The sequence below is a fragment of the Neptunomonas phycophila genome, from assembly GCF_001922575.1.
Taxonomy (GTDB): Bacteria; Pseudomonadota; Gammaproteobacteria; order Pseudomonadales; family Balneatricaceae; genus Neptunomonas; species Neptunomonas phycophila.
Genome location: NZ_MRCI01000001.1, coordinates 1,120,807 through 1,138,175 on the forward strand (window position 1 = coordinate 1,120,807; position 17,369 = coordinate 1,138,175).

Below are 17,369 nucleotides of genomic sequence, written 5' to 3' on the forward strand. Positions count from 1 at the left end.
ATCCATAAAACCACTTACTGAGTAAGTGGTTAGGAGACAAGGTTATGACAATTGAAAATCTAAGCTGTAATAAAAGCTTTGGTGGTTGGCATAAGCAATATTCGCATCAATCAGCCGTACTCAACTGTACAATGCGTTTTGCTATATATTTGCCACCTCAAGCAAGTACAGTACATCGAGTACCGGTCATTTATTGGCTTTCGGGCCTAACTTGTACTGATGAAAACTTCATGCAAAAGGCTGGAGCTCAGCGTATCGCTGCTGAGTTAGGCGTGGTTATCGTCGCACCAGATACTAGCCCCCGAGGAGAGGCGGTCGCCGATGATGACGGGTATGACCTAGGTAAAGGAGCGGGCTTTTATGTGAATGCAACTGAACAACCTTGGCAGCGACACTATCAGATGTATGACTACATTGTTGATGAACTCCCTGCGTTAATAGAAGCACACTTTCCTGTGACTGATCAGCGTGCAATTGCTGGGCATTCAATGGGAGGCCACGGCGCTTTAACCATAGCGCTGCGTAATCCGCAACGCTATACGTCAGTGTCGGCATTTAGCCCGATCACTAATCCTGTTGATTGCCCTTGGGGGCAGAAAGCATTTGCTGCCTATCTTGGAAAAAACCAAGAGGCTTGGCGTGAGTATGATGCTAGTGAATTGATGCGCAAGGCAACCGAGCATGTACCAGCGCTTGTTGATCAAGGCGAGGCAGATGACTTTTTAGAAAGTCAGCTTAAACCGGAAGCCCTAGTCAGGTCGGCACATGAAAGCGGTTATCCGTTACAATTGCGCCGTCATGAAGGCTATGATCATAGCTATTATTTTATTGCGAGCTTTATTGAAGAGCATGTTCGTTTTCATGCTAAATACTTTGCATAGGTAATACTTTGCATAGGTAATACTTAGCATAGATAGTAGTTGGTAAAAAAGAGCGCTTTGGTTTGCCCATTGCGCTCTACTATTTAAGGGATATTAACGGTTATTTAGGTTTATGCTCATCCCAAATGCTTTCATCTATCTTGCCTTTCATTTCAGGATAGTCATTAGAATCGAAGACAGGTGAGCTACTGCTTTTACGCTGTTCGAAGTAGTCCTTGGTGAGTTTAACCACTAACCCAGACAGTAAGCAGATAGCGATTAGGTTAATAGTCGCCATTAAGCCCATCGCGGCATCCGCAAAATTAAATACAGTGGCAACGCTTTCATAAGCGCCCCAGACAACCATAAGTAATGCACAGATCCTCAATGCGGCTATGCCTACGTGACCCCCTTTTAAAAACACCATCGCATTTTCGGCATAGGTGTAATTACCGATTATTGAGGTAAAGGCAAAGAAGAAGATGGCAATGGCTATAAAATAAATACCGGCCGCTCCTATATGTTCACCCAATGCCGCTTGCGTTAAGGGTACACCGGATAACTCTGTGCCGCCCTCCATGACACCTGATAGTAAAATCATTACAGCGGTTGCTGTACAAATAACGATGGTATCAATGAATACACCTAGCCCTTGTACCATGCCTTGTGATGATGGGTGGTGTGGGTTTGGTACGGCAACGGCTGCAATGTTCGGTGCAGAACCCATACCGGCTTCGTTGGAGAACAAACCACGTTTAATGCCGTTTAACATAGCCCCGGCCACGCCGCCGACAGCTTCTTCAAAGCCAAAGGCGCTTTTTACGATTAAAGCAAGAACACCGGGTACTTCTGTAATATTCATAATAACCACATAGATGGCGAGCAGCAGATAAAGGCCAGCCATGATGGGGACGATAACCGCTGATACTTTGGCAACTTTTTGGATTCCGCCAAAGATAACGACGCCCGCTAATAGTGCAACGACAATGCCCACACCCATTTTAGGCGCACCAAAAGCCCCTTCCATAGCACCCGCAATCGAGTTAGCTTGGACGGCGTTGAACACTAAACCGAAGGCAATAATGAGAGCAACAGAGAACAAAGACCCTGCCCAGGGTGCGTTAAGACCTTTAGCAATATAGAAGGCTGGCCCGCCGCGAAGCTGACCATCCTCATCTCGGGTTTTAAATAACTGCGCCAAGGTACTTTCGGCATAAGCGGTGGCCATTCCGACTAAGGCGACTATCCACATCCAAAAAATAGCACCAGGCCCACCCAGAGCGATGGCGACTGCAACGCCTGCTAAATTACCTGTGCCTACGCGCGAGGCTAAACTAGTACAAAGTGCCTGAAACGGAGATATGCCGCCTCTATCACTACTGGAGGGTTGAAGTATGGTGCGAATAAATTCGGGTAAGTGGCGGAATTGAATAAAGGCAAGCCTGACGGTGAAAAAGAGACCCACGGCGAGTAAACCATAAATTAGAATATAGCCCCAAAAGAGCGTATTGAGAGTGTTAATTATAAAGTCCATAAATAGCATCCTTGACAAATTTTTTGATACGGCAAGTATTTTGTTTCTTTTTAGGTCCACTATAAATAACAGCAATAAGCATTCCTTGTCGCTACATTTGCTGAGAAATTAGCAACGTTTGCAAGAATGTATAAGGCTTTAGGCAAGTGAGTAGAGAAGTGAGGCTTTTAATAATTATGAGTAAGCATTGAATTTTTTAAAAAAGCAGCAATCTATAGAGCGTCACAGAACAACGACTTAGGTGTTTTTATCTAACAATTAAGTGGTTGGTTTGGACACTCATTAAGCGTTTTTACGTGTTCAATCACTCAGCAAGATTGCATGGAGTATAAAATGACAGCAGATGTCGGACCCCTTGGTTCACCTCAGGATCGGCTTGTATCACTATTTGAGGCATTAAAAACTAAGGTTATCGGTCAAGAGAGTTTAATTGAGCATTTGTTGATTGGTTTATTAACCGATGGGCATGTCCTGTTAGAAGGTCCACCAGGCCTGGCAAAAACTCGAACAATACATGCATTAAGTGATTTATTAGAAGGTGATTTTAAGCGCGCACAATTTACACCCGATTTGTTGCCGAGTGACATCACCGGAACTGAAATTTTTAATACGCAACGTGGTGAATTTGAATTTCGCCAAGGCCCGTTGTTTTGCAATATGCTGCTTGCAGATGAGATCAACCGAGCTCCTGCCAAAGTGCAGTCGGCATTGCTCGAAGCCATGGCCGAACACCAAGTAACCGTGGCAGGTAAAACTTACCCGTTAGCACGATCCTTCATGGTAATGGCGACACAAAATCCGTTAGAGCAAGAGGGTACTTATCCGCTACCCGAAGCACAGCTCGATCGCTTTATGTTACACATTCGTGTCGATTACCCTGCGTTTGATGATGAAAAAGCCATTTTGCGATTAGTACGCAATGAGCATGTAGAGCAAGCCACCAGTGAGCCTTTTACTCCTGTTGATGAAGCCACGATGATGGCGGCTAAGCAGGGAGTTATGTCGGTATATTTGTCGGAAGGGCTAGAGAACTATCTAATAGAGTTAGTCATGGCGACACGTTCCCCTGAGCTATATGGCGATGATTTAAAAGATACCCTAACCTTTGGTGCCAGTCCGCGTGCGACCATCGCACTCGATAGGGCGGTCCGTGCCAAAGCGTGGCTCAATGGTCGAGACTTTGTAACGCCAGATGATATTCAAGAAATGGCGCCCAGCGTGCTACGTCATCGTATTGGTATTAGTTATATTGCCGAGGCCAATGGCTTAGATAAAGATCAATTAATTGCTCAACTCATCGAGCGAGTCGTCGTTCCTTAAAAAGCGCTTTTGCAGAAGGTGAGATATGTTTGTTGGTGATAAAACACCTCGACCAGTACCGCATAAGCGACATGTTGTCTCGTTGGATGAGCTGATTAATTTGCGATACTGGCCTCCTGCTCGTGGGCATAGCCGTGAGCGTATGGCTATTCGAGAAGGGCATCATTTGAGTCATATTCGCGGTCGTGGTATGGAATTTGACGATGTACGTGAGTACCAGCCTGGAGACGATATACGTCATTTAGACTGGCGCTTGATGGCGAGGACCGGAGAAGCACATACCAAGTTATATCGCGAAGAGCGCGAAAGGCCTGTATTTGTGCTCGTTGATCTGCGTTCGCCCATGTATTTTGCTACGCAAGGCCATTTTAAATCGGTCTTAGCTTGTTATGCAGCAACCATGGTCATGTGGACAACTTTGGCCAATGGTGATCGCATTGGTGGCCAACTATTAGGGACAGAACAAAGCACCATCTTTAAGCCTAGTAACAATAGGCAACAAGTGATGCGAATGGTGTCGGCGTTGGCAGAAGCGAGTAGTCAACGTCCCACCTCACACTCATTGACTTCCCTTTCAAGCGCACTGGCTCAGGCAGAAAGTTACTTACCAAGCGGAACTTTAGTTTACTTATTTAGTGACTTTCATGATGTAGATGAAGCGGCGCAACAGCATTTAATGCGTCTAGCTCAGCGGTGTGAGTTAAAGTTAGTTCTCATTTCAGATCCGTTAGAGCAGCGTTTACCTGAAGGTAAGCCCTACCGCTTCTTGGGTGAAGGCCAAGAGATAACAGTTAATCCTAATGCAAAACAACAAGCCCGTTACGTGAATCAGTTTGAAGAGCGGGTACAGCGTTTAGATTATGTGCACCATTTACGAGGGGTTGAATTTGCGCATTGGCAAACGCATCAACATCCTTTGTTTGCCTCGCCTACAGCAAAAGAGGGGCGATAAATGGATACTAGTCAGCTTCAGTTGCGCAACATACATCTTCCTGAGCCAATTAGCTGGTGGCCATTAGCCTACGGCTGGTGGCTATTGTTGTTGCTCATCATTATTACTGTGGGGTTGGGAGTTTGGCGGTTCCGTCATTACCGAACTAGCCCAAGGCGCTATGCGTTGCGTGTATTAGCGCAAATAGACCGTCGCTATCAGACCAGCAAGCAAACCCCCTTGGATCAACAACAAGCCGTAGTCGAGTGCAATGTGTTGCTCAAACGAACAGCGCTTTCTTTGTACCCACAGGCTGATATAGCCCGTCTATCGGGAGAAGATTGGATACAGTTCTTAAAGCAGCACAGTAAAAATGCAAAGGATGAAACAGTTCAACCGCTCGTCTTAGGGCCTTATCAGGCGCTTGATTCATTTAACGCGGATATCCCAAGCTTAATAACGTTTTGTCGTCAGTGGATACGTCAAGCCAAGGTAAAAGCTAATGATGGTGTTTGGAAATAGCGATGGTTAACAATAACAATGCTGGGAAATAAAGATGTTTGAGTTTGCTTGGCCGTGGTTGTTTGTGCTCGTGCCTTTGCCTTGGGTGATAAGGCAGCTTTTAAGCCCGCTTAACTCTGATAGGCAAAGAGGCATGAAAGTGCCTTTTATTCGCGCGATTGGTCATGCAGTAGAGGGTGTATCTAGCAGTGCTTATCAAAGCCGTCGTTTGGGCCTCATTTTATTAGCGTATCTTGCCTGGTTTTTACTCTTAGCGGCGGCAGCGCGTCCTCAATGGTTAGGAGAGCCCGTACCTCAACAACTAGAGGGGCGCGATATGATGCTCGCCATAGATTTATCCGAGAGTATGCAAGAGCAAGACTTTCAATTAGGCGGGCAATTAATCAACCGGTTGGTTGCAACTAAAGTGGTAGCAGGCGATTTTGTTGAACGACGTGAAGGGGATCGAGTCGGTTTGATTCTATTTGGCGAGCAAGCATATCTTCAAGCACCGTTAACACGTGATTTAAAAACAGTTAAACAATTGTTAAATGAAGCGCAAATCGGCTTAGCAGGACAACGAACTGCAATTGGTGATGCGATCGGGTTAGCGGTGAAGCGTTTTAAAGAAGGCAAGAGCCAGCAGCGAGTGTTGGTGTTGTTAACCGACGGAACGACAACAGCCGGCGTGCTATCGCCTAATAAAGCGGCAGAATTGGCTGCTGCCGAAGATGTGACTGTTTATACCATTGGTATTGGCCGAGACAGCAGCCAAGTAGATTTATTAAGGCGGTTCTTAGGGCGGGGAGGCTCCCCTGAAATTGATGAGGCGGCGCTTAAAAATATTGCTGAAAAAACTGGCGGTCGATACTTCCGCGCTACGGATCTGCAGCAATTATCTGAGATATATGCCGAGCTAGATAAGTTAGAGCCTGTGGATCAAGGCTCAGATTATTATCGCCCCATTATTTCTTTATACCAGTGGCCGTTATTAGGCGGCATTTTGGCTTTGTGTTTGGTTAGCATATTACAAAGACGCAAGGCTTAGGCCGTCAGTGGAGTTAAGTATGTTCTCGAATAGCCTCTTTGCATCATTTCACTTTCAGCAGCCGCTATGGTTATTGCTATTTCCACTATTGCTTGGGATGGGTTATTTGTGGAAACGCTCTCATGAAGGGAAGGACCATTGGTCGCAAGTATGTGATCCTGAGCTGTTACCTATTTTGCTATCGCAAGGCGATCAAATATCATCTTCCAAACAGGGGATAACCAAGGTTGCATTACCAGTAACCACGCTGATTGTAAGTGCGTTATTGGCTGTCGCCGCGGCTCAGCCAGTATGGAAGAAACAGCCTGTGCCTGCTTTTAAACAGGGTGGAGCCGTTGTTATCGCGTTGGATTTATCAGCTTCGATGCTTGCCACGGATTTAAAACCCACCCGTTTGCAACGTGCTCGTTTTAAAATTGAGGATTTAATTCAGCGCTTGCCTGATAGTCAGATAGCCTTGCTGGTATATGCAGGTGATGCTTTTGCCGTTACGCCCTTGACTCAGGATACCAATACCATTTTGGCTCAACTACCCGTGATGGAGCCGAGTATCATGCCTGCACCGGGCAATCGCGCGGATATAGCCATTCGAAAAGCGAATGATATGCTGACACAGGCTGGCATACAGCAAGGCAATATTCTGTTAGTGAGCGACGAAGTTGATCCGGCGCAGGTAGCGGCTCAAGCCACGAGTGTAGCTCAGCAAGGCAGGACGTTATCCATTTTAGCGGTAGGCACCCAGCAAGGAGCGCCAATCCCTACTCAGGCTGGGCCAATGAGGGATAATTCCGGGCAGGTTATTGTTGCGCGCACAGACGTGTCTGCCATGCGAGAAGCCGCCGCGTTAGGAGGGGGAAGTGCCTATCAATTGGTTGCCAACGATTCGGATATTACCCAGTTGGTTAGTCGTTTCGAGGCAGAGCGACAAGCCGCAACAGAACTGAATCAAAAGGATGCCGGAAAAGTCGATATTTGGATTGCAGAGGGCCCCTGGTTTGCCTTGTTGGCTTTACCGTTTCTATTGCCTTTATTCCGTCGTGGTTTTCTCAATATACTGCTACCGGCAGTATTTATCAGCTTAATGGCGACCCATGTGTCGCCTGTGCATGCTGGCGTATGGCAGGATTTATGGCAGACTCCCGATCAGCAGGCGCAAGCGGCCTATAAACAAGGCGATAAAGAAGCCGCGGCTCAACAGTTCTTAGACCCGCGCTGGAAGCAGGTCGCTGAATACGAATCCAGCAATTATGAAGCAGCTCTAAACAGCTTAACTCAACCTGAAACGGCAACTGACTGGTATAACCGGGGTAATATACTGGCTAAAATGGGCGATGTTGATTCTGCTATTGATGCTTACAATAACGCACTAGCATTACTGCCAAATTTTGAGGATGCAGCCTACAACAAGGAGCAACTCGAAAAGTTAAAAGAACAGCAAAAGCAGCAGCAGGAGCAGCAACAAGACCAGCAACAAGACTCTAGCGGACAAAATCAGCAAGGCGAGGCAGGCCAGCAAAACCAAGAGCCGTCTAACTCAGCCTCAGAGCAACAAAATTCAGATCAAGCGTCCGATTCTCAAGAACAGCAAAGCGATGAGCAATCGGGGGAGGCATCATCTTCGTCGACTCAGGCTTCCGGAAATTCTGATCAGCAACCCCCTCAAACGTCCAAAAACTCGAAAGCGGGGGAGGAAGCTGAAGGTGCCTCAGGCGAACAAGAACCGGCTGAACCGCAGCCCGCTTCAGAGCAGTCCGAACAAGCGTTAGCTCAGCAGCAGCAACAAGCTTCAGAATACCTAAAGGAACAAGTGGATAAAGCAGAGCAGGGAACACAGGATGAGTCTCATGCAGCCGCTTTGTCTGATACTCAGCCAATTGATGAATCCGAACAAGCTCGTCAACAGTTGATCAATCGCATAGTGGATGATCCTGCTGGTTTATGGCGTCGTAAGTTTTTATATCAGTACCGTCAAGACGAGCCAAAAGAGACAGGGGGTAAAACATGGTAATGCGTAAAGGCATTTGCTTGGCTGTGCTGTTGTGCTTATCAAGTGTTAGTGCATTCGCAACGGTGAAAAGCCAGGTGAGTCAAACCGTTATTAACCAAGGGGAGTCAATACGGTTAACGATTGATCTAGCAGGCAAAGATGCGGATAGTGTTGATCTATCTCCCCTTGAAGGTAAGTTTGATATTCTTCAACGCGGCCAACAATCCGGTATTACCATTATTAATGGTGATTATCAGCGCACTAGTGAGCTCATTTTAGTCCTGCTACCTAAACAATCGGGTGATGTAACAGTACCTGCATTGACGGTCGATGGCGATACAACAGCACCGCATGCGATTAGAGTGTCTAAAGTTGATTTGCCTGCAGCTTCTGAGGGCGGTATTGAGCTGGATGCCCGCTTATCCACCCAAACTCCTCGGGTTCAGCAACCCATTATTTATACCGCGAGCTTACTGTTAGGCCAGCAGGTTTATAATGGCTCTATTGAGCAGCCTAAGGTTACTCAAGGCAAGGCTCTTATTGAGGCTTTAGGGGATCAAACCAAATCTCAAAAATACGTTGACGGTCAAGTTGTGACGGTGGTTGAACAGTCATGGTTAATTACACCCGAACAAAGTGGAGTGCTTTCAATTGAAGGCGCTTCATTAATTGGGCAAATACCCGCGCAAGGCACCACTAATCGCACATTTAACAGCCGTTACATTGATCCTAGTAACTTACGACGTTTTCAACTTTCGGCAGATAGCTATGAATTGGACGTAGCAGGGATTCCTGCTGACTTCACCGGCGCTACTTGGTTACCCTCAAGCTCAGTGGTGCTAGAAGAAAGTTGGAGTAGTGATGAGTTTAGGGTCGGCGAGCCTGTTACCCGAACTATCACGCTGACAGCGAATGGCCTTACGAGTAATCAGCTCTCTTCGCTGGTTTTACCTGATGCTACTGGCCTAAAGCAGTATGCAGGGACCCCTCAGTTAGAGCAGACATTTACTGATGGCAAACTTTCATCAACCATGTCAGTGGAAGTGACTTTGATTCCATCCCAAGAAGGAACGTTGGAATTACCCGCGTTGCAAATACCTTGGTGGAATGTGAATAGTGATACCGAAGAGGTCGCTAGCTTGGCGGCCCGCAAAATGACGGTAGCCAAAGGTAATACAATTACCCAGTCAGTGCTCCAACAGAACAATAGTACACAGCCTACGCTATTACCTGAGACTGAAGGCACACAACCCACTGAGCCAAAAAGCACTGACTCCAGTGCGGTGCTAGTTGAACAATCGCCTAATCCGCCGTCTTCATGGGTGGATTATTGGTGGCTTGCCGTGATTGCAGGCGTGTTGGGGAGTTTGGTGACCGTTTTGTGTATCCGGCTCTTTCCTCGTCAGCAGCTGGCAAATGAAAGTTTGACTCGTTCGACGACTTCATCAAGCGCCCATACTGGACATACAGACGCATCAAAGCGAGCTATTAAGGATGCTTGTTTAGCTAATGATGTTGGAGCCACACGCCATGCGTTAATTGCATGGGGACAGCAGGTATGGCCCGATTGCCGCAATCTTAATCAGTTAATGCGTAGAGTTTCCCCCGAGCTTAAAATAGCCATTGCCGAGTTGCAGCGCCAGGCTTATAGTCAGTCAACTTCTACCGCTAGTGCTTCGCAAATCAATCATCAATGGCAGGGAAGTGAGCTTTGGGACGTCATAAAAAGCTACCAACCAGACGCTGATACTCAATCACGTTCTACGCTGGTTCCTCTCTCGCCCCTGCATTCCACCTAAACCAAAGGAAAAGACGCTATGACTAAGCCTGTTGAGAAAGTGGTTATATTAGTTGATGTGCAAAATGTGTATTACACCACTCGGCAGGCTTACCAAGCCAACTTCGATTATAACGAGTTTTGGGCATGCGTAACCTTTGACCGAACAGTCGTTAAAGCGATTGCTTACGCAGTGGACAAAGGCGATGAAAAGCAGCGTCAGTTTCAAAATATTCTGCGGGCTATAGGCTTTGAGGTACGTCTTAAACCCTACATACAGCGAGCGGACGGGTCGGCCAAGGGAGATTGGGACGTGGGGATTACGCTAGATGCAATGGAGTATGCCCCGCATGCCGATACGCTTGTCTTGGTGACAGGAGACGGTGATTTTGATCTGTTAGCGGACAAAGTGCGTACCGTATTACGCAAGCGGGTCGAGATTTTTGGTGTGCCGCAGTTCACAGCCGCTTCGCTGATTAATGCTGCAACAAGTTTCACGCCTATAAAGGACCATCTGCTACTGGGAAAGTAGGCTTTACCCGTAACTGTTAGATGCCTTGTTAAATTTTACGCTTTACTATTAAAGGACTAAATATGCATATACTACCGTTAAAAGCTATACGCCCCATTCGTGCAGTTGTTATTTTATTGAGCCTGTTACAAGTATCTTCTGTGATGGCAGCTAAGGCAGAAGAAGCTCCTTTTGACTTAAGCCGCCTAAAAGAAATGGCGCGTGTAAAGTCATTAATGCCGTATAAAAGTAATGAAGGTAATATTCCGAAATCGCTTAACAACCTAAGCTGGGATGATTACCAGCAATTAAGATATAACCATGACAAAGCGTTATGGAAAAGAGATAAGAAAAGCCTGTTTAGAGCGGAGCTATTTCATTTAGGGCTGTTTTTTAAGACGCCTATTCATATATACGAGCTTGATGCTGATAAAGTGGCTCACGAGATCAAGTACAGTAAAAATCTGTTTGATTATGGTAAGTCGGGTGTTAAAGGCGGCGAGTTCGACAAAGACCTTGGTTTTGCCGGCTTTAGAATGCAGTTTCACAGTGACTGGACACGTGATGTTGTGGCCTTTTTGGGTGCGAGTTATTTCCGCGCGGTTGGCGAAGAAATGCAATATGGTTTGTCAGCACGTGGTTTGGCTATTGATACGGCACTAAACCGGCCTGAAGAGTTTCCTACGTTTACGCATTTTTGGTTAGAAAAGCCGAGTAGTAATAATGATGTAGCAGTTGTGTATGCCTTGTTAGACTCCCCAAGTATTACTGGCGCATATCGTTTTGAAATACAGCCAGGGCCCTCATTACACATGCGTGTGGATTCGGCTTTATACTCTCGTAAGTCTATTGAGCGTTTAGGCGTAGCGCCTTTAACGAGTATGTATATGGTAGGCGAAAATGATAGAGCGGCGGGTTGGGATTGGCGCCCCGAAATCCACGATTCTGATGGGCTCTCGATATTAACTGGCCAAGGCGAATGGATCTGGAGGCCTTTAGTTAACCCCAAAAACCTAGCTTTCAATGCCTATGCTGATAACAATGTAAAAGGCTTTGGTTTGATTCAGCGCGATCGTAATTTTGATCATTATCAAGACGACGGTGTGTTTTATAACAAGCGCCCTAGTGTGTGGGTTGAGCCTATTGGAGACTGGGGAAAAGGTTCTGTCCAATTAGTTGAGATACCTACACTGGACGAGACATTTGATAATATTGTGGCTTTTTGGAACCCAGAAACAGAGGTCAAAGCTGGGCAAGAACTTTTATTTAGCTACAATTTACATTGGAGCGGCAAGCCAGCTAAAGAAACTAAATACGCAAAAGCTGTAGATACTTTTACAGGTATTGGTGGTGTTGTTGGTCAAAAGAGAACGTATTTTAGTAAGCGATTTGTCGTTGACTTCAAAGGTGGAAGCTTAAGCATGCTAAGCAAAGACAGTGAAGTTACTCCGGTTATCACAACATCCGCGGGTAGGGTCGAGTTAACCTCTGCACGTGTTCAAGAGTACATTGGTGGCTATCGAGCCATGTTCGATCTGGTTCCGGTCGACAATGACACAACACCTATTAACTTGCGTTTATATCTAGAGTCTAACGGTCAACCGTTGACCGAAACATGGGTGTACCAATATACCCCACCGGCTCAAGAAGATAGACACTTGCAAAATCCGGGGCATTTATAAGGGGCGAGCAAGTCTAGTAAACACGATGGGCGAGGGGCACTTCCTCGCTCATACGTCTCTATCATGCTGTATAATGAGATTATTATTTCCTTATTAGCAGTGACCTCATGAAACCCAAATCCCGCAAAACAGTCTCTCGTTCACCCTCATCACAAGGGAAAGGTCTGCATCAGCGAAATATCCATAATTCACGTTATGATTTTCCCGAGCTGATTGTAGCATCGCCAGAGCTTAGTTCTGTGGTTACAGAAAACAAGTTTGGCGACTTATCGATTAACTTCTCGGATCCCCGTGCGGTTAAGTTATTAAATCAGGCACTGCTCAAATTACACTATCAAGTTGATTTTTGGGACCTACCCGAGGGTTATTTATGTCCTCCTATTCCAGGGCGCGCTGATTATATTCATTACATTGCTGATCTATTATCGCTTTCGTTAAAAGGGGCGCTTCCCTCAGAGGAGTGTATCCCAAGAGGCAAACGTGTATCGGCCTTGGATATAGGGATGGGAGCAAACTGTATTTATCCTATTCTTGGGGCGCGTTTATATGGCTGGAAATTTGTAGGCTCTGATGTCAATGCGGTTGCTGTCAACACCGCGAATACAATAGCGCAAATGAACGCAACGCTTAAATCTCATATACGTTGTCGTTTACAATCCGATAGCCAATCGATTTTTAAAGGGGTGGTTGCGCCCAATGAGCGCTTTGATGTGACACTCTGTAATCCTCCGTTTCACCGATCCATTGAGGAGGCAACAGAAGGGTCTGAACGGAAAATAAAAAATTTAGCAAAAAACTCAGCTAAAAAGTCGCCTATGCACTCCTCTGTTAACACTTCTGATAATTCTTCTTCAGCGATGCTTAATTTTGGTGGCCAAGGCGCAGAATTGTGGTGTCCTGGCGGCGAAGTTGCGTTTATCACAAGGATGATGCAAGAAAGCCGCGATTTTTCGCATCAATGCCTTTGGTTTACAAGTTTGGTCTCCAAGCAAGAGAGCTTAAGCCTACTCAAGCCTTTATTAAACAAGATGGGTGTTGCCCAAAGCCGTATCATTAATATGCAACAGGGTAATAAGCAAACTCGTATTTTATGTTGGAGCTTTCTTAGCGAAACCGAGCAAGCGGCGTGGGCTAATGAGCGTTGGTTAATTAACCAATAACCACAGTAGTGTAACCATGACCAGAGAAACGGGCGTGGAAAGAACAATTAAGGATGCTATGTCTTCTTTAGGGCCGTTGTACTTAGTGGTTAATATGTAGCTTATAACTGCTACAGGCATAGCACTCTGGAGTAATAAGGCCAAAGCTTGAGCAGGCGCTAACGGAAAAATTTCTATAATACCTAAGGCGACTAGAGTACCAATTAATGGCCTGTAGACAGCTAGGCTAATTAAGCGAGTCCAGTGGCTTTTATCACCCAGTGATAAGCTAGATACGGTTTTGCCTAATAGTAGCAACATGATGGGGACCGTAACGTTGCCCAGCATCGATAGGGTATCCAACGCAAACGTGGGTATAGGAAGGCCGACAAGTAGAATCAATAAGCCTACGACTAGCGAAAGGACGGGCATGTTGCGCAGCAACTGTTTGGGTTGATAGTTCCCTGACATTGCCCCGACACCCAGAGTGAAATGACTAATTTGTACAACGGAAGAAATAACAACAGCGGCAGCAAGCCCTTGTTCGCCTGCCAATGCAAATACAACGGGGATACCAAGATTACCCGCATTAGGGTTAACCAGTGCCGAAATGTAGTAACGCACAGGTAATCTAGCTAAACGTAAAATAACAAACGTAATTAATGCTAAAACACTGAGGGCGCAAGCTGTTGCAGCCATTAACGTCATCATTCCCCCTGCATTCATGTTCATTTTTAGAACAGAACTTAGTAGTAAGCAGGGTAAGCCTACATTAGTAACCAATTGGCTCAGCGCTGGGTTGTCTAGGTATGAGGTTTTACGACCAAGTACGATGCCAAGTGCGGTTATGATGAAAACGGGCATCAGGGCGATTAAAAACGCCTGTGTCATCGGTAAAGAAACTCCGAAATAGCATACTGATTTTAATGAGGCACTAGTCTGCCTTATCTCTGTTCTCCTGACTAGCTAGCTGTGCATTTAATGCAGGAAAACTCGGCCTGATTACTTTTATTACGAGGATGACCAAAGGTTAATGGAGTGAGAAGGGCAAAAAAGTACACATGTTGAGACTAGATCGGTGTGTACTTTTTTAAAGGGTTAGAGATTAAGCGATTGTTGGCAGAATAAAAAGTAGCGCTTCACTATTGTCTGATGCTTGCATCTGTACTTTATTCTCATCGGTTAAAGTTATGCCGTCACCTGCTGAATAGCGTTCACCATTGATTAAAACATCACCCGTGGCAACGTGGATATAACCAATGGTCGCTGTATCTAAGACCTTTGCGATCGGGGCATCTGTTGCTTGCAAACGGTAAATCTCAACATCTTGAGAGATGCTCAGTGAACCGTTTCTTCCATCCGGTGACACTAATAAGCTCAGGCCGTTAAACGCTGAAAAATCTTTTTGTTGATAGCTAGGAGTTAAGCCCGACTGGCGAGGAATGACCCATATTTGCAAAAAGTGTAATGCCTCGCTAGCAGAGGCATTATACTCGCTATGCTTTATACCTGTTCCTGCACTCATAACTTGTACTTCACCGGCGCTTAAGTACTCGGTATGACCCAATGTATCCTTATGTTTAATTCTTCCCTCAAGAACGTAACTGATGATCTCCATATCTTGATGGCCATGAGTATCAAAGCCATAACCGGGTTTGACATGATCATCATTAATAACGCGCAAATGAGATAGACCCATTTGTTCCGGGTTGTAATAAGAGCCAAATGAAAAGGTATGGCGCGAATTTAACCACCCGAAATCGGCCTGCCCACGCTCGTCACTTTTAAGAACAGAGATCATACTATTAACCTTCCTATGATTTTTGAGTGATTAACGAATCTACAGATACCCGACCAGCTCCACTGATCAATAATGAAATAGAACCTGCGAGCAGCGCTAATGCGTATTCATATCCATTGTTAGTTAATAGCAATCCATTACTTAAATGAACGCTAACAATGGCGATTAGCATGGTGAAGGCAAGCACTAAAGCTGCTGGTCGAGTAAGTAAACCGATTAAAATAAATAAGCCACCAAAGAACTCACCGGAACCTGCAAGGCCTGCCATAAGTACTCCAGGTTCTATGCCCTGAGAAGCCATCCACTGCCCGGTACCCTCTAAACCATAACCCCCAAACCAGCCAAATAACTTTTGGGCTCCGTGAACCATAAAAATGATCCCTAACGGAACTCTTAGAGCTAATGGTGCAAAGCCCGCGTCAGAAAATAAAACCTTACGAATAATTGCCGTGTCCATCATGTATTCCTTATCAAGTAAGTTTGTGAGATGCCGTAACGATAAATCAAGTTTTGTTTCTAAAAAAGCGAATTAAATATGATAAACTTTTCGAAAAAATAGGAAGTAAGTGCTGTGGCTAAAGTAACTCTTGAACAATGGCGTATGTTGCGTGCAGTTGTTGAGCACGGAGGTTTTGCTCAAGCGGCATCGGCTATTCACAAAAGCCCTTCCAGCATCAATCATGCTATTCATAAAATGGAAAGTCTGCTGGGTGTTCCTTTATTGGAAGTAAAGGGGCGTAAGGCTCATTTAACGGGGACGGGAAGTGTGTTGTTGCGCCGAGCCGAGCGTATTTTAGAAAGCGTCCAGAACTTAGAAGCGCTAGCAGATAATTTAAGTGTCGGGTTGGAGACAGAGGTTGTCATTGCAATTGATCAAGCTTTTCCAGAGAGGATACTTAGCCAAGTACTCACGGCTTTTTCGCAACGCTATCCGGTAACCCGAGTTGAGTTACATGAAACCGTTTTATCAGGCACTGAAGAGCTTATTAGCGATGGCAAGGCTGATTTAGGGATTACACCTTGCAGCCTATCAGGTCGTTTAGGAGAGTTCTTAATGAATATAGACTTTATTGCGGTTGCTCGTCCTGACCATCCGTTACACCACTCAACGGTATTAACAGAAAGTGATTTAGAACCCTACCGGCAAATAGTTGTGCGCGATTCATCTTCAAAGCGCTCCATTAACGTTGGCTGGTTGGGAGCACAGGAGCGATGGACTGCTTCCAATTTACACACTTCTGTTGCATGGGTAGTGCAAGGTCTAGGTTATGCTTGGTTACCCTTATCAGCGATTAGTACATACCTTGAAAATGGCAGCTTAAAGCCGCTTCCTCTGTTAGTTGGGGCTAAGCGTTCTATGGACTTTCAGTTATATCATGCCGATATTGATAAAACAGGAGAGGCAACTCAATATTTAGCAGAGTTAATTATTAAGGGGTGTGATCAAAAATCTACATTATTATTACCTAAGCTATAACTGTTTATACGGGTAGTAATACTGACGACCATGTGAATATTATCTTTGAGGATTTTTGGCTGATAATAATTTCATGTGTCAAATTATATAATACAACCGTAGTATTAAATCCCTGTGCGGGACTTTTAATCCCGCCTTGTCAATTAGAATGAACTTAAGTTAACTACAGTGGCCTACATGAAGCACATGTATTGAAGAAAACATAAGGTGTTTCTAAGTTATGTATCCCTATGTTTTCTTTTATTAGCACATTGCTAAGGAGAGTTTATGTCTATTATCAAGAAAAGTAGTGCTCGTTATCAGTCACTCGGTAAAGAGGGTAAAGGGTATGTATCCACTGAATCCGGTGTGTTAAGTGATCAACCATATGGCTTTAACACGCGTTTTGAAGGCAAAGCCGGGACAAATCCCGAAGAGTTGATAGCAGCGGCTCATGCGTCATGTTTTACCATGGCTCTGTCTTTTGCTCTGGAGTCGGCAGGTTATAAAGAAGGCGAACTAGAGACAGAATGCGCTATTTCTTTAGATAAAGAGGGCGAAGGTTTTAAGGTCAGTCAGTCTAGCTTAACCTTAAAAGCATCTATTGAAGGCATTTCTGAAACAGAGTTTTCTAAAATAGCAGAGAAAGCTAAAACAGGTTGCCCAATATCAAAATTATTAGATGCTGAAATTACATTAAATTACGCTTTGTCGTGAACTTATTATTCGTAACTGGGTCTTAGTTATTGAAAGTAAGTTTTACCTTTCCGATAGAGCTCCTTGCCGGGTATTTTTATACCCGGTATTTTTTTGCCTTTTATT

General features: G+C 45.2%; 16 protein-coding genes. 12 read left to right on the top strand and 4 right to left on the bottom strand.

Features of this window, described 5'->3' with window-relative positions; translation table 11 throughout:
• Nucleotides 1-44: 44 nt before the first annotated feature.
• On the top strand, nucleotides 45-881 hold the full coding sequence (gene fghA, locus BS617_RS05095) for an S-formylglutathione hydrolase (RefSeq protein WP_075171805.1): 837 nt from the start codon (nucleotides 45-47) through the stop codon (nucleotides 879-881).
• A 100-nt stretch (nucleotides 882-981) separates the two neighbouring features.
• On the opposite strand, the gene BS617_RS05100 is transcribed toward fghA, so the two are convergent.
• Entirely contained in the window at nucleotides 982-2,394 is a 1,413-nt protein-coding gene (locus BS617_RS05100) for an alanine/glycine:cation symporter family protein (protein WP_075171806.1), read from the bottom strand.
• 333 nt (nucleotides 2,395-2,727) lie between these two features.
• Between BS617_RS05100 and BS617_RS05105 the strand changes: the two genes are divergently transcribed.
• From BS617_RS05105 to rlmF, 9 genes are all read left to right on the top strand, one after another.
• Nucleotides 2,728-3,714 carry an AAA family ATPase gene (locus BS617_RS05105; RefSeq protein WP_075171807.1) on the top strand — a complete coding sequence of 329 codons (987 nt, stop codon included), beginning with the start codon at nucleotides 2,728-2,730 and terminating at the stop codon, nucleotides 3,712-3,714.
• 25 nt (nucleotides 3,715-3,739) lie between these two features.
• Nucleotides 3,740-4,666 (top strand): DUF58 domain-containing protein, encoded by a 927-nt coding sequence (locus BS617_RS05110; protein ID WP_075171808.1) that lies wholly within the window; start codon nucleotides 3,740-3,742, stop codon nucleotides 4,664-4,666.
• The gene (locus BS617_RS05115; RefSeq protein WP_075171809.1) at nucleotides 4,667-5,167 is read left to right on the top strand and encodes a DUF4381 domain-containing protein; all 501 of its coding nucleotides are present in this window, start codon (nucleotides 4,667-4,669) and stop codon (nucleotides 5,165-5,167) included.
• Nucleotides 5,168-5,201: 34 nt separating this feature from the next.
• Nucleotides 5,202-6,194 (top strand): vWA domain-containing protein, encoded by a 993-nt coding sequence (locus BS617_RS05120; protein WP_075171810.1) that lies wholly within the window; start codon nucleotides 5,202-5,204, stop codon nucleotides 6,192-6,194.
• A 19-nt stretch (nucleotides 6,195-6,213) separates the two neighbouring features.
• On the top strand, nucleotides 6,214-8,202 hold the full coding sequence (locus tag BS617_RS05125; protein WP_075171811.1) for a VWA domain-containing protein: 1,989 nt from the start codon (nucleotides 6,214-6,216) through the stop codon (nucleotides 8,200-8,202).
• On the top strand, nucleotides 8,196-9,980 hold the full coding sequence (locus BS617_RS05130; protein WP_075171812.1) for a BatD family protein: 1,785 nt from the start codon (nucleotides 8,196-8,198) through the stop codon (nucleotides 9,978-9,980). Before BS617_RS05125 ends, BS617_RS05130 begins: the two co-directional genes overlap by 7 nt.
• Nucleotides 9,981-9,998: 18 nt before the next feature.
• The gene (locus tag BS617_RS05135; protein WP_075171813.1) at nucleotides 9,999-10,490 is read left to right on the top strand and encodes a LabA-like NYN domain-containing protein; all 492 of its coding nucleotides are present in this window, start codon (nucleotides 9,999-10,001) and stop codon (nucleotides 10,488-10,490) included.
• Between the two features lie 62 nt (nucleotides 10,491-10,552).
• Nucleotides 10,553-12,151 (top strand): OpgD/OpgG family glucan biosynthesis protein, encoded by a 1,599-nt coding sequence (locus BS617_RS05140; RefSeq protein ID WP_075171814.1) that lies wholly within the window; start codon nucleotides 10,553-10,555, stop codon nucleotides 12,149-12,151.
• Nucleotides 12,152-12,258: 107 nt separating this feature from the next.
• Nucleotides 12,259-13,311, top strand: coding sequence for a 23S rRNA (adenine(1618)-N(6))-methyltransferase RlmF (rlmF, locus tag BS617_RS05145; protein WP_075171815.1), 1,053 nt, complete (start codon nucleotides 12,259-12,261; stop codon nucleotides 13,309-13,311).
• Here the strand turns inward: rlmF and BS617_RS05150 are convergent.
• The 3 genes from BS617_RS05150 to BS617_RS05160 all read right to left on the bottom strand — a co-directional run bounded on the left by BS617_RS05150 (nucleotide 13,297) and on the right by BS617_RS05160 (nucleotide 15,548).
• Nucleotides 13,297-14,181, bottom strand: a complete 885-nt coding sequence (locus BS617_RS05150) for an AEC family transporter (protein WP_075171816.1) — start codon at nucleotides 14,179-14,181, stop codon at nucleotides 13,297-13,299. The genes rlmF and BS617_RS05150 overlap by 15 nt on opposite strands.
• A gap of 214 nt (nucleotides 14,182-14,395) precedes the next feature.
• Nucleotides 14,396-15,091: a pirin family protein gene (locus BS617_RS05155; protein ID WP_075171817.1), complete on the bottom strand. Its 696-nt coding sequence runs from the start codon at nucleotides 15,089-15,091 to the stop codon at nucleotides 14,396-14,398.
• 13 nt (nucleotides 15,092-15,104) lie between these two features.
• Complete coding sequence (locus tag BS617_RS05160; protein ID WP_212667443.1) at nucleotides 15,105-15,548, bottom strand: DoxX family protein; 444 nt, start codon at nucleotides 15,546-15,548, stop codon at nucleotides 15,105-15,107.
• A 114-nt stretch (nucleotides 15,549-15,662) separates the two neighbouring features.
• On the opposite strand from BS617_RS05160, the gene BS617_RS05165 reads away from it, so the two are divergent.
• Together BS617_RS05165 and BS617_RS05170 are read left to right on the top strand one after the other, a co-directional pair.
• Nucleotides 15,663-16,568, top strand: coding sequence for a LysR family transcriptional regulator (locus BS617_RS05165; protein WP_075171819.1), 906 nt, complete (start codon nucleotides 15,663-15,665; stop codon nucleotides 16,566-16,568).
• Nucleotides 16,569-16,835: 267 nt separating this feature from the next.
• On the top strand, nucleotides 16,836-17,264 hold the full coding sequence (locus BS617_RS05170) for an OsmC family protein (RefSeq protein ID WP_075171820.1): 429 nt from the start codon (nucleotides 16,836-16,838) through the stop codon (nucleotides 17,262-17,264).
• Nucleotides 17,265-17,369: the final 105 nt, after the last annotated feature.